Raw genomic sequence first — 13557 nt, forward strand, 5'->3', positions numbered from 1 at the left:
CGTGGGCGGAGTCCTCGGTCCGAAGAATTAAGCCCGGGCGGCGCCCGATCCACGCCAAGATGCCATCGTGTCCCCGCTGTGACGCTCCGGTCGACGACGAGGCGCGGTACTGCGCCCAGTGCGGCGCCCCGCAGACGGAGGACGCGGCCGAGGAGCTCGACGAGTACGTCCAGCGGCAGGCGGAGCAAGTCGCGGGGAGTGGCGGCGGTGGCGGATCCGACGGCGGCGACTCGGGGAGCGGCGACGCGTTCCCGTCGAAGGCGGACCTGACCGACCGCGAACAGCTCTGGCGGCGGGGGTCGTACGCCCTCGGATACGGAACGGTCGTCGTCGCGCTCACGCGGGTCCCGGCGCCGGAATCGTGGCCGCTGATCCTCGGCGGAATAGCGGTTCTGCCGCCGATTCGACGGCTCACCGCGGAGCCGCTCGGCAGCCCGCTGAAACGCGAGGTGATGGCGGGGCTGTACGCGGTGTTCGCGCTGATCGGTATCGCGCTGTTCGTGCTGCTGTAAGGTGAGTAGAAGGCGTCTTATCGTCTTTCGACGGCGATAGCACTTCGACGACGATCACTCGATCCGGAACCCGCCCGCGTCCTCGGCGGCGCGCACTAGGTCGCCGATGCTGTCGCTCGCGGAGAGCCCCTGACTCGCCGCGAACCGCTTTATCATCACCGGGGGGATGTCGACGGTGGTCTCGGAGGCCGCGAGCAGCAGCCCGATCGCCTCCGGCGTCGGCGAGTTCGGGCCGGCGTTCGACGCGAACCACGTGACGAGCGTGTCGAACGTCGCGGTCACGTCGTTCGACACCATCCGCTGCCGGGTGGTGTCGCCGTTCGCGTGGAGCGTCGCGTCGATACCGTAGTCGAACCCGTCGCCGTCGAAGGAGGTCGCCAGCCACCGGCTCACCGACTGCCGGTCGACCGCGTTGCCGCCAGACGCGGACCGGTTCCGGCGCTGCTCTCGGGCGGCGTTCGGCGGGGGCTGTCCGCCGCCGGGAGCTTGCCCGCCGGACTGCTGTCCACCGCCGGGCTGCCCACCACCAGGCTGCCCGCCGCCCTGTTGGCCGCGCTCGCCGACGCCGGGCCCGGCCGCGCTCGCCCGCGGATCGTCGCCGGCGGGGCGCCGCTCCGACGGATTCGTCGGGTCCGCGGCGGTGAATCCGGAGTCGTCTTCGGGCGGCGCGCGGCGCTGGCCCCGCGAGCGGCCGACGTTGGGGCGGCCGTTCGTCCCGACGACGTAGCGGCCCTCCCCGATCTCGACGACGTCCTCGTCGTCGGTGAAGTCGAGCTCGTCCGGGTCGGCCGGTACCGGGTCGTCGTCACTCATGGGTCGTGGTAGCGCGCGCCGAAAAATAGGTGTTGCGGGCGGCCGAGCCGCCGCGAACTGGTTACTGCGCTGTTTGACTCGTTAGAGCCGGACCGCCGCGCCTTTCTTACTGAACAGGTCGGGAGCGTTCAGTTCGACGGTCGTCGTCGCACCGGCCGGCGAGACGATGTCGAGCGACGAGGAGTCGCCCTGCCCGAACGTCGCGTTAGGTCCGCCGAACGGGCGGCTCTCTGGGTTGAGAATAATGGTGAACGAGTTAGTCGAATTGAGTACCGCCTCCGAAGATGTGACGTACGAACCGGACGCGTCTTGAACCGCGAAGGATCCAGCCGGGATGTCAGAGGCACTACTAATAGAACCAGTACGGTTGAACGTAAGCGTTTCCTGACCGTTCGGTCCGACGGCCTGAATCGTCGTCTTATTTAGGTCAATCTGGTCGGCACCGGCAGCGCCGGCCACGCCGACACGGATTTGACTAAGGTTCGTGGGGTTATTCGAATTGTTGACGATCCCGACTTCGCTCGTCACGTCGATCCGCTCGGAAACGAGATCGGTACTTTCCTGGCCCGTCGCTTCCGCCTGCGACTGGAGGAAGCCGGCCGTGTTGATCAGGACGCCGGCGGCGATCGCCGCCACCAGCACCATCGCGATGAACACGATGAGGGTCCCGATTCCCACCTGACCGCGGTCCTCGTTGTTAGTGATGAATTCGAACATTGTTACAGCCTCACCGAGTCCTGATCCTGCGTGAGCGTCGTCGGGACGCGAATTTCTTTCGTTGTGGACGCACCAGATGGTGTCGTGAATGTGACACTCATCCTGTGTCCAGGTTCAAGAAGGTTGTAGTTAGCGAAGTCACCAGGGTTGGAGAAATTAATGTGAACCGCAGCGCGATCACTGTTGTCAGTTAGAACATCGTTATTAACACCGAGAACATTCTCAATGTCAGCATTGAGATTCCCGAGCTGAGTACTATTCTGACCATCTTGACCGATAACTTGGACGGTAGTTTCCCCTAAGTCAATCAGCCCAGCACCAGGCGCTTTCGCGACGATGAAGGTGACGTTGTCAACGACGTAGTTCCCCCCGTCCTCGGTCACGTTCCCGGAGGTGCTCACGACCTGAAGCCGGTCGGAGACCTGACTCGTACTCTCTTCGCCCGTTGCTTCCGCCTGCGTCTGGAGGAACCCGGCCGTGTTGATCAGGACGCCGGCGGCGATCGCCGCCACCAGCACCATCGCGATGAACACGATGAGGGTCCCGATCCCCACTTGCCCGCGCTCTTCCTCGTCCAGTATGGTTTCGAACATTGTGTGTTGCGTCGGCCCCCGGCCTGCCCGGCGGGCGTTATCGGTAGCGATGGGGAATTCCTACTTAAGATTACGTCTCCGGTTATCTAGGCTGATAAACATCTGTCTTCTTGCGATTTTGGTGTTATTTGTATAGATTTAGTTACAGAATATATTAACGAAATCTCTGCGTCGGTATCAAATTTGGATCTGCTGGGAACAACGAACGGGCGAATAGCGCGTTTCGATGTCGGACAGTCGGTGACGGGGCGAATCACCGATCAAATCGGTAGGGAGAGCGTCTCGCGGGTCAGGCCACGCGTCCGCGTCAGGAGTTTGGAGGCTCGTCAGCGTTCGCGTTCGCGCGTCTTCGAGTTCGCCGGTTCAGACTGTGACCGCACTTCGGAGCGGTCCCGCTCGCGGTCGGCGGCCAGCAGTCGGTCGAGACGTCGCTCGAACTCCGCGTCGGTGAGTTCGCCCTCGACGTAGCGGTGTTTGAGCCGCTCGACCGGGGTCGTCGGTTCCACGCGATCGGCGCCCGAACGAGACGCGTCGCGCTCCGCCGCGATCCGATCCGCGAGGTACCCGCCGAGCGCGCCGCTGCCGACGACGTACGCCGCGCCGAACAGCGTGAGCGCGAGGACGCCAACCGTCGCCGCCGGCGACACCGCGGCGGCGATCCAGACCGCGAAGAACGTCAGCGGCAGCGACAGCAGCGCGACCAGCGCGCCCGTCGCGGCGCCGATCCGCGGGCCGCGAGGCGTCTCGGACTCGTCGGTCCAGCTCGCCACGCCGGCGCCGACCGCGGGCGCGATCAGGCCGACGACCGGCAGGACGCTCACGAGCATCGTGACTCCAGCACCGACGCCGGCGCGCGCGATGAGATCCGAGAGCCGAGCGACCGTCGAGCGGTCGGCGTGGGCGTCGGCGGTCGTCATCGCGGTGGCCCCGAACACCGAGGTGGGTCGGCGGGTCGGTCCGGTCGCGGAGCCGCCCGCACGCCCGCGTCCACGCACTCGTTCCGGCGGCGATCCGTCATCGGGATCGCTACGTGGCGGGAAATCAAAAGGCCGTCGGGGAGGGGCGTTATCGGCTCGTTCGCGGACGAATAAGTTCGGGATCGGTTCGACATCCACGCGGGGGTAGCGAAGTCGTCCCGGTCCGGACTGGCCGGGTCGCGTCCAGCTCAGCGGTCGCGCAGTCGTGACAGCTCCGACTCGGGTATCACGAACTCCTGCGTCCCCGGTTCGTAGACCGCGAGGCTCCCCGCGACGAGTGCCATCGACGCCGCGATCAACCCGGTGTTGACGAGGAGTAGCGCCTCCGCGTTGCCGAATCCCGTCCGGAAGGCGGCCGCGGGCGTGCCGACCGCCGCGACGACGACGAGCCCGAAACCGACCGCCAGGTACGCCATCGCCGTGCGGCCGGACGAGCGGTACGCCGCGACCGCGAACGCGACGAGCGTCACGCTCGCGCCGGCCAACACGGTGGTCGTCATCAGGTACAACCCCTCGATGAGTTCCATACACGCCCTGCTGGAACGCGGATAATAAACCCACGGTGGCGGGTATCAGCGGCGATAACACGGTTCCGCGGGGCGGAGCGCCGAACCGGTCGCGGTCCCCTCCCGCACGTCGAATAGAGACATTCGGCAATCGAGTCGACCACCGGTACCATTATAAACCAAAGAAATCAATCTCGATAACGTGAATGGTGGGGGACGATCTGATCACCGTACTCGGTAACAAATACAACACGGAGATCCTGACGGCGACGGGCGACGCGAAGTCGGCGCAGGACCTCAGCGACCAGTTGGACGTCCCGATCGCGACGTGTTACCGACGGATCAACGAGCTGGAGGAGGCGGACCTCCTCGAGCTACACGACCGACCGCTCTCCGACGAACACCGGCGCGTGAAGGTGTACCGCCGGAAGGTCGACGGCGTCGAGGTCGACTTCCGCGACGGGCTCACCATCGAGGTCGAGGAGCGGTCGGCGGTGAAGAACCGCCTCGACGACGTCTGGCGCGACCTCTCGTCCGGGGACTGACCGCGGCGCGGTCTCGCCGAACCGAAGCGGAAGGCGACCGAGTCAGAACGACGGCTGGTCGTCGGAGCCGCCCATCATCGAGAAGCCGCCCGCGCGCTCGTGGACCGTGATCCCGCCCTGGCCGATCTCCATCGGGAAGATGTCGGTGTCGATGTCCTGTTTCCGCATCTTCGCCACCCAGACGTAGCGGTTGACGCCGGAGTCGGTCGGCGTCTGGATGAAGTAGATGTTCCCGTCGGTGAGGAAGTTCTCCAAGCCGACCTCGGTGTCGGGGAAGACGGCGCCCTGCTCGTTGATGAGCAGCGAGGTGAGCCCGTTGGCCTTGAGGATGTCCGAGAACTTCAGCAGGTACGTCCGCTTCTCCTGTTCGGCGTCGAAGAACAGCTGGAACATCGACAGCGAGTCGAGGACGAGCCGGTCGAACTCGCCGTCCTCGACGGTGTCGAGCAGGCGGTCGACCGCGGTCGAGAAGTCGGTCTCCCGAAGCATCTCGCGTTTGTCCAAGATGACGATGTCGCCGTCGTCGACCATCTTGTCGAACCCCTCGAAGCCGACGGACTCGGCCGCGCCGCGGATGTCGGCCTCGTCCTCCTCGAAGGAGACGTAGACGCCGCGCTCGTCGTGTTCTGAGACGCCGTGATGGAGGTACTGGATTCCGAAGATGCTCTTGCCGGTGCCCGGGTTCCCGGAGACGAGGACCGTCGACCGCTCGGTGATGCCGCCGGTGAGGATGGAGTCGAGCCCCTCGACCCCGGTGGAGACGAGTTCTGACATTCGTCTCCCCTTTGGCGGTCGGAGTATATAAAAGACGGTTCAGCGCATCGGCCGAACGCACGGCGACAGTTTTATCTCTCGACATGCCGCTCGTTCGTGTATGCCCGGTGAAGCGTGCCTCGTCGCTGTCGACGGTGGTCGACGGTGAGCGACCCGTCGATACTCGTCGTCGAGGACGAGCCCGACATCGCGGCGCTGTACGCCGGCTTCTTAGAGGAGCGGTACGCCGTCGACGTCACCGAGACCGCCGCCGAGGCGATCGACCGGGTCGACGCCGCCGTCGACGTGGTCCTCCTCGACCGCCGGCTGCCGGACGGAAGCGGCGACGACGTCTTGGAACACATCCGCGGGGAGGGGTACGACTGCCGGGTGGCGATGGTCACCGCGGTCGAACCCGACTTCGACATCATCGACATGGGGTTCGACCTCTATCTCACCAAGCCGGTGAGCCAATCGAAGCTGCTCGCGGCCATCGACACCCTCCTGACCCGCAGCGAGTACGACGACCTCGTCCAGGAGGCCGCCGCGCTCGCCAGCAAGCGCGCCGTGCTCAGTTCGCAGAAGCCGGCCGCACAGCGCGAGGGGAACGAGGCGTACGCCGACCTCGTCGAGCGCTTGGAGGAGTTGGACGCCGACATCGACGACCTCGGCGAGTCGCTGTCGACCGACGATTACCGCGCGATGTTCCGCGACCTCGGCGAGGCCTGACGCGGCGTCGTTCGGCTCGACACGGCTCCCGTCGGTTTCGGTGTCACCGCGTTCCGTCGACGACGGCGTCGAGCGATCGCAGCGAACCGCCGACCGCGGCGGGATACCGAACGAAGTTTGAACGGACCTCGCCCCGACTCCGCACCGAATTTGTCCGGTAGTTGAAAAATCCATATCCCCGTCGCGGACCTCGCCGTGACCATGACGGGACGAGACACGCGGCGACGGGTCCTGGCGACGAGCGGGGGACTCGCGGCGCCGACGCTCGCCGGTCGCCTCGGCGAAGGCGGAAGCGACGGAGAGGCGAGTGACGGGACGGGCCGCGGAGACGGAGCCGAACGCGGAGGCTCCGGGAACCGTCCCCGACCAGGCTCCCGCGCAGGACGCTCCCGACCAGGCTCCCGCGCAGGACGCTCCCGACCAGGCTCCCGCGCAGGACGCTCCCGACCAGGCCCCCGCGCAGGACGCTCCCGACCAGGCCCCCGCGCAGGACGCTCCCGACTAGGGCGTCGACGAGGGCGGCACCGTGCGCCGACTGAGCGAGGTCGACGACGGCCACGAGTACCCGGCCGTCGAGGACGTGGTTCAAGTGACTGTAACCCAGAGGTTATCCATGATCAGCGTTAGCGAACGCCGAGACGGGCTCCTCGCGGCGGCGGCCGGCACGGCCGCGGTCGCCGGCTCGTACCTCGTCACGGGGTGGACGCCGTCGTTCGTCGTCCGGCCCGTCGACCAGACCGTCGTCAACCTGACGCCCGGGCCGATCGTGACGTTCGCGATCGAGACGTTCGGCGACGCGGGCCACCTGATTCACATCGCCATGGCGTTCGCGGTCGCGGTCGGGCTGTTCGGTGCGGTCGCGTTCGCGGGCCTTCGACTCGCTACGCGCACCGACCGCCGCGCCGCCGGTGCCGCGGTCTCCGGCGTCGGATCCTGGCTGCTCGCCGCCGGGCTGACGGGCGTCTCAGCGGGGGCGCTGGGCGCGGCGCTCCCCGCCGCGGCCGTCGTCGGGATCGGGTGGTTATCCCCGTCCGCGGTCCCGTCCGAGAGCGACGCCTCGACCGAGGGGGACTCGTCGGCAGTCGCGGACGCGGTGCGCCGCCGGACCCTCGGGGTCGTCGCCGGGGCGCTCGGGTTCGTCGCCGCGGCCGCCGTGGGCCGGCGGTCGTTCGCGACGGACGACGAGCCCCTCGCCGACGCCCCGCGGTCCGAGGGCTCGGCCGCGCGGCTTCGGGAGCTCGACTCGGCCTCGCTGGAGCTGGAAAGCGACGGCCTCCAGGGGCTGGTGAGCCCGATCGGGGAGTTCTACAACGTCGACATCGCGGAGTTCGACCCGGAGGTGACGGCCGCCGAGTGGTCGCTGACGTTCACCGGCGAAACCGGAAGCGAGCGGACGGTCGCCTTCGACGAGCTGATCGACCGACCCGTCGAACACCGCGCGGTGACGCTGCGGTGCGTCGGCGAGGACCTGAACGGCCGCAAGCTGGACAACGCCGTCTGGACGGGGACCCCGATCCGCCCGCTGCTCGAGTCCGTCGACCCGCAGGGGGACTGCAACTGCGCGATGTTGCGCGGCGAGGACGGGTACTACGTCCAGTTCCCGGTCGACGTGCTCGCCGAGGGGTTCCTCGCGTGGGGGATGAACGGGAAGGAGCTCCCGACCGGCCACGGCCACCCGGTTCGGGTGCTTATCCCGGGTCGCTGGGGAGAGACGAACGTGAAGTGGCTCTCGGAGATCGAACTGCTGAACGTCGAGGACGACGGTTACTGGGAGGAGCGCGGCTGGGAGGGGACCGGCGAGGTGAAGACGGTCGCCAAGCTCTGGGACGAGGGGATCACGGAGCTCGACGACGGTCGGATCGAGCTGGCCGGCCACGCCTACGCCGGGACGCGCGGGATCGAGCGCGTCGAGGTGTCGACCGACGGCGGCGACTCGTGGACCGACGCCGAGCTCTCCGCCCCGCTCCCCGACGCGGACGTCTGGCGGCAGTGGCGGCACGTCTTCGCCCCCGACGGCGAGCACGAGGTCGTCGTCCGCGCGACCGACGGGACGGGGACGCTTCAGACCCGGGAGTCGTCCGGCTCCGTCCCGAGCGGCGCGTCGGGGTGGGTCCGCCGAACCGTCGGGTGACGCGTCCCCCTCCGTCCCGCGAGCGCGTCCGGACCGCTTCGTCCCGGCCGAAACGACTTTCAGCGCCTACTCGACACACCAGTACGCTAGATGAAGAAGGCCCTGTGGTACCTGTTCGTCGCGAGCCGCGGTGGCGCCAACAGGGTCCGGATCGTCCGGGAGCTCCGCGCTCGCCCCCGGAACGCGAACGAGCTCGCGGAAGAACTGGACGTCGATTACAACACGATCACCCACCACCTCGAAATGTTGAAAGACCACGACGTCGTCGAGCCGAGCGACCACGACTACGGGAAGCTCTACTTCCTGACCGACCGCTTCGAGCAGCACGCGGAGGCGTTCGAGGAGATCACCGCGGAGGTGGACGCCGAATGAACCCGGCGTCGCCGACCGGGATCGCCGTGTTGATCGGGATCGTCAACAGCGCGCTGCTGGCGGTGCTGGCGACGGTATGGATCCGCAACTACCGCGAGTTCGGGTCGACGCTCCTGTTGGGGCTGGTGGGCTTCAGCGCCGTGCTGTTGGTCGAGAACCTGGTCTCGGTCGCCTTCTTCTTCGCGAACATGCGGACGCTGTACGCGATGGACCCGCTCGTGGGACGGGTCGTGCTCGCGATGAGCGTGCTGGAGCTGCTCGCCGTCTCGCTGCTGACCTACGCCACGCTGAAGTGACGGGCGGACGGGTCGCTTCGGGCTCCAGAGCGACGGCCGGACCGGCTCACGAGAGCTGCTCGCCGACGATCCGGTCCGCCTCGGCGAGGAACGCGTCGCGCTCCTCGGTCGGGATCGTCGCGCCCGCGGCCACGTCGTGGCCCCCGCCGTCGCCGCCGACGGCCCGGCTCGCCTCGCGCATCACCGCGGAGAGGTCGAGTCCGCGCCGGACGAGTCCGTGCGAGCCGCGCGAGGAAACCTTCAGTTCCTCGGCGCTCTCCTCGGCGAACGCGATCACCGGCTTCGAGCGGTCGACCGCCGGCGAGCCGACCGCCATCCCGGCGACGATGCCGACGATCGTCTCGCGGATGCGCGAGCCGGCGTCGAACCACTGGAGGTGCTCCTCGTGAGTGACGCCCTCGGTTTTGACCCACTGGAGCCCCTCGGAGAGGTTCTGCCGGTGGGTACGGAGCAACCGGCGCGCCTCCGCGAGCGCGTCGCCGCGGTCGCCGAGACACACCGCGAGTCCGACGTCGCCGCGCTCGTAGCGCGCGGTCGCGTTGAGCAGCGTGGAGAACTCGCTGACGTCTCGGAGCTCCGTTCCGGGCTCCTCGTCGACCAGCGTGTAGGAGGTGCCGACGAGCGCCTCGACCCGGTCGGAGGGCACGCCGGAGGCCACGGCGCGGCGCATCAGCGCCGACGCGAGGGTCCGCCGCTCCTCGGCGTCGAGGTCGACCCAGCGCCGCCACTCCCCGTCGCGTTTCACGTCGACGTCGAGGTCGGTGAGGAAGGAGATAGCGCCCGCCTCGTCGTTCGAGATCCCCGGGATCGTCACGTCGGAGGCGTACTCCAAGAGCTTGGGGAGCGGTCGGGTCTGTCTGCCGTACAGGTCGAGGTCGGTCCGGGCCTCGAGGACGCCCGCGTCGACGCCGTCGGCGACGATCGACTCGTTGGCGCCGACGAGGCCGCCGTCGGAGTCCTGCATGTCGCCGACCGCGCCGACGACCGCGAGCGCGGCGAGGTCGCGGTTGTCGCCGTCGGGCCCCTCCAGCGCGCGGGCCAGGAGGTAGCTCGCGCCGGCGCCGGAGAGTTCGCTCGCGCCGTCGATCCCCTCCAGCAGGGGGTTGAGGTGGTAGCGCGTGTCGCGGTCCGCGGGCTGGTGGTGGTCGGCGATGACGGGGACGAAGTCGCCGCGCTCCTCGTGGTCGGCGATGGCGTCGAGCTGGCCGGAGCCGAAGTCGGTGAAGCAGACGACGTCGAACTCGCGGGCGGCGATCCCGGCGATCGAGTCGGCGTCGAGCTGCTTCTCGAAGACGACCTCGTGGTCGATCCCGGCCCGGGCGAGCGCGGTAGAGGCGATCGCGGCGCTCGTGATCCCGTCGGCGTCGATATGCGACGCGAGCAGCACCCGGCCGGCCTCGCGCAGGCGGTCGGCGCAGTCGGTCGCGCGGTCGGCGAGGTCGGGGACTGGGGCGGCGACTGCCATTACCACCGGTTGGCGCCCGATCGGGCATAAACGCACGCTTCGGTGCGGCGGGCGCGGACCGGCGCGGACCGGCGCGAGAGAGTCGTCGGGCGACCTCGCGGACGCCGTCCGGCGAAGGGGCATCAATTGCCGTAACTGACAGTTATAGACGTGCGTAGACGTATGAGCAACAAACATGACACGTGGGTTCAACACCCGGAGTCTCCACGCCGGCGCCGAGCCCGATTCGGCCACCGGCGCCCGCGCCACCCCGATCCACCAGACGACCTCGTACGTCTTCGACGACGCGGACACGGCGGCGGAGATGTACGCGCTCCGGGCGGAGGGCCACATCTACTCCCGGCTCTCGAACCCGACGGTGAACGTCTTGGAGGAGCGGATAGCCGACCTCTCCGGCGGGTCGGACGCGGTGGCGACCGGGTCGGGCATGGCCGCGTTCGACGCGATCACGACCGTCCTCGCGAGCGCGGGCGACAACGTCGTCGCCAGCTCCGAGATGTACGGCGGGACCGCGGCGTACCTCACCACGATCGCGGACCGCCGCGGGATCGAGTCGCGGCTCGTCGACACGCTCGACTACGAGGCGTACGCGGACGCGGTCGACGACGACACCGCGTTCGTCCACGTCGAGACGATCGCGAACCCCTCGCTCGTCACGCCCGACTTCGAGCGGCTCGCCGAGATCGCCCACGAGAACGCCGTCCCGCTCGTCGTCGACAACACGTTCGCGACGCCGTACTGCTGTCGGCCGTTCGAGCACGGCGCCGATGTCGTCTGGGAGTCGACGACGAAGTGGATCACCGGCAACGGCACCACCGTCGGCGGGGTCGTCGTCGACGGGGGGCAGTTCCCGTGGGACCACCCCGACGCCGACTACGACGAGCTGGACGGGGAGTCGCCCGCGTTCCCGATCGACTTCGTGGAACAGTTCGGCGACGCCGCGTTCGCCAACGTGGTCCGCCAGCGCGGCGTGCGCCCGACCGGCGGTCAGCAGTCCCCCTTCGACGCGTGGCAGACGATCCAGGGGCTCAACACGCTCCCGCTGCGGATGGAGCGCCACTGCGAGAACGCGCGGCGGGTCGCGGAGTTCCTCCGCGAGGACGGCCGCGTCGACTGGGTGAGCTACCCCGGCTTCGAGGACCACGAGAGCCACGGCAACGCGGCCGAGTACCTCGACGGCTTCGGCGGGATGGTCACCTTCGGGGTCGACGGCGGCTACGAGGCCGCCAAGACGTTCTGCGAGTCGGTCGAGCTGACGAGCTTCCTCGCGAACATCGGCGACGCGAAGACGCTCGTCATCCACCCGGCCTCCACGACGCACGCGCAGATGGACGAGACCCAGCAAAGGCTCGCCGGCGTCTACCCGGAGATGCTCCGGCTCTCGGTCGGCATCGAGGACGCCGACGACGTGATCGCCGACCTCGACGCGGGGCTGGCGGCGGGCGAGCGGGCCGCGGGGGGAGAGCGCGCCGCGGGCGGGGAGCGAACCGCGAGCGGGGGCGGGGAGTGAACCGATGAGCGCGGTGCCGACCGACCACGGGGTCGCCTCGCTCGGCGAGTTCGCCTTCGAGTGCGGGCAGTCGGTGCCGGACCTCGAGGTCGCCTACGAGACACACGGGGAGTTCGACGGCGACAACGTCGTGCTGATCTGCCACGCGCTCACCGGGAGCCAGAACGTCGCGCGCTCCCCGGAGCCGGAGCGGGACGCCGAGACCACCGGCGCCGGACAGGCCGGGCAGGCCCGAGCGTGGTGGGACGACGTGGTCGGGCCGGGGAAGGCGATCGACACGACCGAGTACTACGTCGTCTGCGCGAACGTCCCCGGCTCCTGCTACGGGACGACCGGCCCGGCCAGCGAGCGGCCCGCGGACCTCGACTTACGCGAGGAGCCCGACCACGACCGCTGGGGGACCGCGTTCCCGCCGGTCCAGGTCGAGGACTGGGCGCGGGCGCAGCGCCGCCTCCTCGACCACCTCGGCGTGGGGCGGCTCCGCGCGGTCGTCGGCGGGAGCGTCGGCGGGATGAACGCCTTAGAGTGGGCGAAGCGGTACCCGGACGACGTCGACCGCGTGGTGGCCATCGCGACCGCCGGGCGGCTCGACGCGCAGTGTCTTGCGCTCGACGCGGTCGCGCGCCGCGCCATCCGCGCGGACGCGGACTGGAACGGGGGCGGCTACTACGGCGACGACCGCCCGGACCCGACCGAGGGGCTCGCGATCGCCCGTCAGATCGGCCATATCATGTACCTCTCGAAGGCGTCGATGGAGCGGAAGTTCGGGCGGCGGTCGGCCGGGCGCGACTCGCTCACCCGCGAGGACGGCGACCTCGGGCTGCCGCCGGAGCCGACCGCCGGCTTCTTCCCGTACCGCGAGGTGGAGTCGTACCTCGACTACCAGGCGGAGGGGTTCGGGGACCGGTTCGACGCGAACAGCTACCTCTACCTCACGCGCGCGATGGACGAGTACGACCTCGCCGCGGGCCACGGCACCGACGCCGACGCGCTCGGGGCCTTCGAGGGCGAGACCCTCCTCATGAGCTTCACCGCCGACTGGCACTTCACCGTCGAGCAGTCCGCCTCCCTCGCGGACGCCTTCCGCGAGACCGACGTCCCGGTCGCGCACCACGTGGTCGACTCCGACCACGGCCACGACGCGTTCCTCGTCGAGCCGGAACACGTCGGCCCGCCCGTCCGCGACTTCCTCGCCGACGGCGTCGACGGCCGCGCGGTCTCCGACGAGGGCGGCTCCGACGGCGACGACCCCCGGCCCGACTCCGACCACGCGCCCGTTCACGCGAGCCTGTTCCGGGGGTAAACCACCTTTTAAACGACGTCTGTGCGGTGGCGCGTGCCTGTGAGCGGCGCAACGCGCCGCGAACCGCACGCGCGAGGGACGCCGCGAACGCCCGGAGGGCGTGAGCGGCGAGGCTGGGGAGGCATGAGGTGCGGTTGTAGTGCGGGGAGGGACTCGAAGGGGCAGCCGGGAGGCGGGCGCAGGCGACGCAAGCACTGGAGGGAGCGAGCGACGCGAGCGACCGAAGCGCGCAGCGAGCGTGCGCCCGCCTCCCGGCTGGGGCTTCGGCGGTGTTCGTGTCGATCGCCGATTTATAAGCTCCTCCCCTTTCGTACGGCCGAGCGGCTGGGGCTTCG

At 69.0% G+C, this 13557-nt stretch carries 16 protein-coding genes; 9 read left to right on the plus strand and 7 right to left on the minus strand.

What is annotated here, in order from left to right:
• The first annotated feature begins 59 nt into the window (after positions 1-59).
• Positions 60-512, plus strand: a complete 453-nt coding sequence (locus EXE45_RS07095; protein ID WP_092919752.1) for a zinc ribbon domain-containing protein — start codon at positions 60-62, stop codon at positions 510-512.
• A gap of 54 nt (positions 513-566) precedes the next feature.
• Here EXE45_RS07095 and EXE45_RS07100 read toward each other — a convergent pair whose 3' ends face one another.
• The 5 genes from EXE45_RS07100 to EXE45_RS07120 all read right to left on the minus strand — a co-directional run bounded on the left by EXE45_RS07100 (position 567) and on the right by EXE45_RS07120 (position 4139).
• On the minus strand, positions 567-1325 hold the full coding sequence (locus EXE45_RS07100; RefSeq protein WP_137693918.1) for a hypothetical protein: 759 nt from the start codon (positions 1323-1325) through the stop codon (positions 567-569).
• A gap of 81 nt (positions 1326-1406) precedes the next feature.
• Positions 1407-2042 carry an archaellin/type IV pilin N-terminal domain-containing protein gene (locus tag EXE45_RS07105; RefSeq protein ID WP_137693919.1) on the minus strand — a complete coding sequence of 212 codons (636 nt, stop codon included), beginning with the start codon at positions 2040-2042 and terminating at the stop codon, positions 1407-1409.
• A gap of 2 nt (positions 2043-2044) precedes the next feature.
• Positions 2045-2635: an archaellin/type IV pilin N-terminal domain-containing protein gene (locus EXE45_RS07110; RefSeq protein ID WP_137693920.1), complete on the minus strand. Its 591-nt coding sequence runs from the start codon at positions 2633-2635 to the stop codon at positions 2045-2047.
• 326 nt (positions 2636-2961) lie between these two features.
• Positions 2962-3552 (minus strand): SHOCT domain-containing protein, encoded by a 591-nt coding sequence (locus EXE45_RS07115; RefSeq protein ID WP_092919744.1) that lies wholly within the window; start codon positions 3550-3552, stop codon positions 2962-2964.
• 248 nt (positions 3553-3800) lie between these two features.
• On the minus strand, positions 3801-4139 hold the full coding sequence (locus tag EXE45_RS07120; RefSeq protein WP_092919742.1) for a hypothetical protein: 339 nt from the start codon (positions 4137-4139) through the stop codon (positions 3801-3803).
• Positions 4140-4324: 185 nt separating this feature from the next.
• On the opposite strand from EXE45_RS07120, the gene EXE45_RS07125 reads away from it, so the two are divergent.
• Positions 4325-4663 carry a helix-turn-helix domain-containing protein gene (locus EXE45_RS07125; RefSeq protein ID WP_092919740.1) on the plus strand — a complete coding sequence of 113 codons (339 nt, stop codon included), beginning with the start codon at positions 4325-4327 and terminating at the stop codon, positions 4661-4663.
• Positions 4664-4705: 42 nt separating this feature from the next.
• Here EXE45_RS07125 and EXE45_RS07130 read toward each other — a convergent pair whose 3' ends face one another.
• The gene (locus tag EXE45_RS07130) at positions 4706-5437 is read right to left on the minus strand and encodes an ATPase domain-containing protein (protein WP_137693921.1); all 732 of its coding nucleotides are present in this window, start codon (positions 5435-5437) and stop codon (positions 4706-4708) included.
• 144 nt (positions 5438-5581) lie between these two features.
• Between EXE45_RS07130 and EXE45_RS07135 the strand changes: the two genes are divergently transcribed.
• From EXE45_RS07135 to EXE45_RS07155, 5 genes are all read left to right on the plus strand, one after another.
• Complete coding sequence (locus EXE45_RS07135; RefSeq protein ID WP_137693922.1) at positions 5582-6145, plus strand: HalX domain-containing protein; 564 nt, start codon at positions 5582-5584, stop codon at positions 6143-6145.
• A 307-nt stretch (positions 6146-6452) separates the two neighbouring features.
• Positions 6453-6650, plus strand: coding sequence for a hypothetical protein (locus EXE45_RS19590; protein ID WP_158294252.1), 198 nt, complete (start codon positions 6453-6455; stop codon positions 6648-6650).
• A gap of 108 nt (positions 6651-6758) precedes the next feature.
• Positions 6759-8276, plus strand: coding sequence for a molybdopterin-dependent oxidoreductase (locus EXE45_RS07145; RefSeq protein ID WP_137693967.1), 1518 nt, complete (start codon positions 6759-6761; stop codon positions 8274-8276).
• A gap of 90 nt (positions 8277-8366) precedes the next feature.
• Positions 8367-8648, plus strand: coding sequence for a winged helix-turn-helix domain-containing protein (locus tag EXE45_RS07150; RefSeq protein ID WP_092919736.1), 282 nt, complete (start codon positions 8367-8369; stop codon positions 8646-8648).
• Positions 8645-8944, plus strand: a complete 300-nt coding sequence (locus EXE45_RS07155; RefSeq protein WP_092919734.1) for a hypothetical protein — start codon at positions 8645-8647, stop codon at positions 8942-8944. The genes EXE45_RS07150 and EXE45_RS07155 overlap by 4 nt, the downstream gene beginning before the upstream one ends.
• Positions 8945-8990: 46 nt before the next feature.
• On the opposite strand, the gene EXE45_RS07160 is transcribed toward EXE45_RS07155, so the two are convergent.
• Positions 8991-10409 carry a DHH family phosphoesterase gene (locus tag EXE45_RS07160; RefSeq protein ID WP_137693923.1) on the minus strand — a complete coding sequence of 473 codons (1419 nt, stop codon included), beginning with the start codon at positions 10407-10409 and terminating at the stop codon, positions 8991-8993.
• 175 nt (positions 10410-10584) lie between these two features.
• Between EXE45_RS07160 and EXE45_RS07165 the strand changes: the two genes are divergently transcribed.
• Together EXE45_RS07165 and metX are read left to right on the plus strand one after the other, a co-directional pair.
• Positions 10585-11919 carry an O-acetylhomoserine aminocarboxypropyltransferase/cysteine synthase family protein gene (locus EXE45_RS07165; protein ID WP_137693924.1) on the plus strand — a complete coding sequence of 445 codons (1335 nt, stop codon included), beginning with the start codon at positions 10585-10587 and terminating at the stop codon, positions 11917-11919.
• Positions 11920-11923: 4 nt separating this feature from the next.
• On the plus strand, positions 11924-13222 hold the full coding sequence (gene metX, locus EXE45_RS07170; protein ID WP_137693925.1) for a homoserine O-acetyltransferase: 1299 nt from the start codon (positions 11924-11926) through the stop codon (positions 13220-13222).
• Positions 13223-13557: the final 335 nt, after the last annotated feature.

The organism is Halorubrum sp. SP9 (genome assembly GCF_005435015.1).
In the GTDB taxonomy this organism is placed as follows: Archaea; Halobacteriota; Halobacteria; order Halobacteriales; family Haloferacaceae; genus Halorubrum; species Halorubrum sodomense.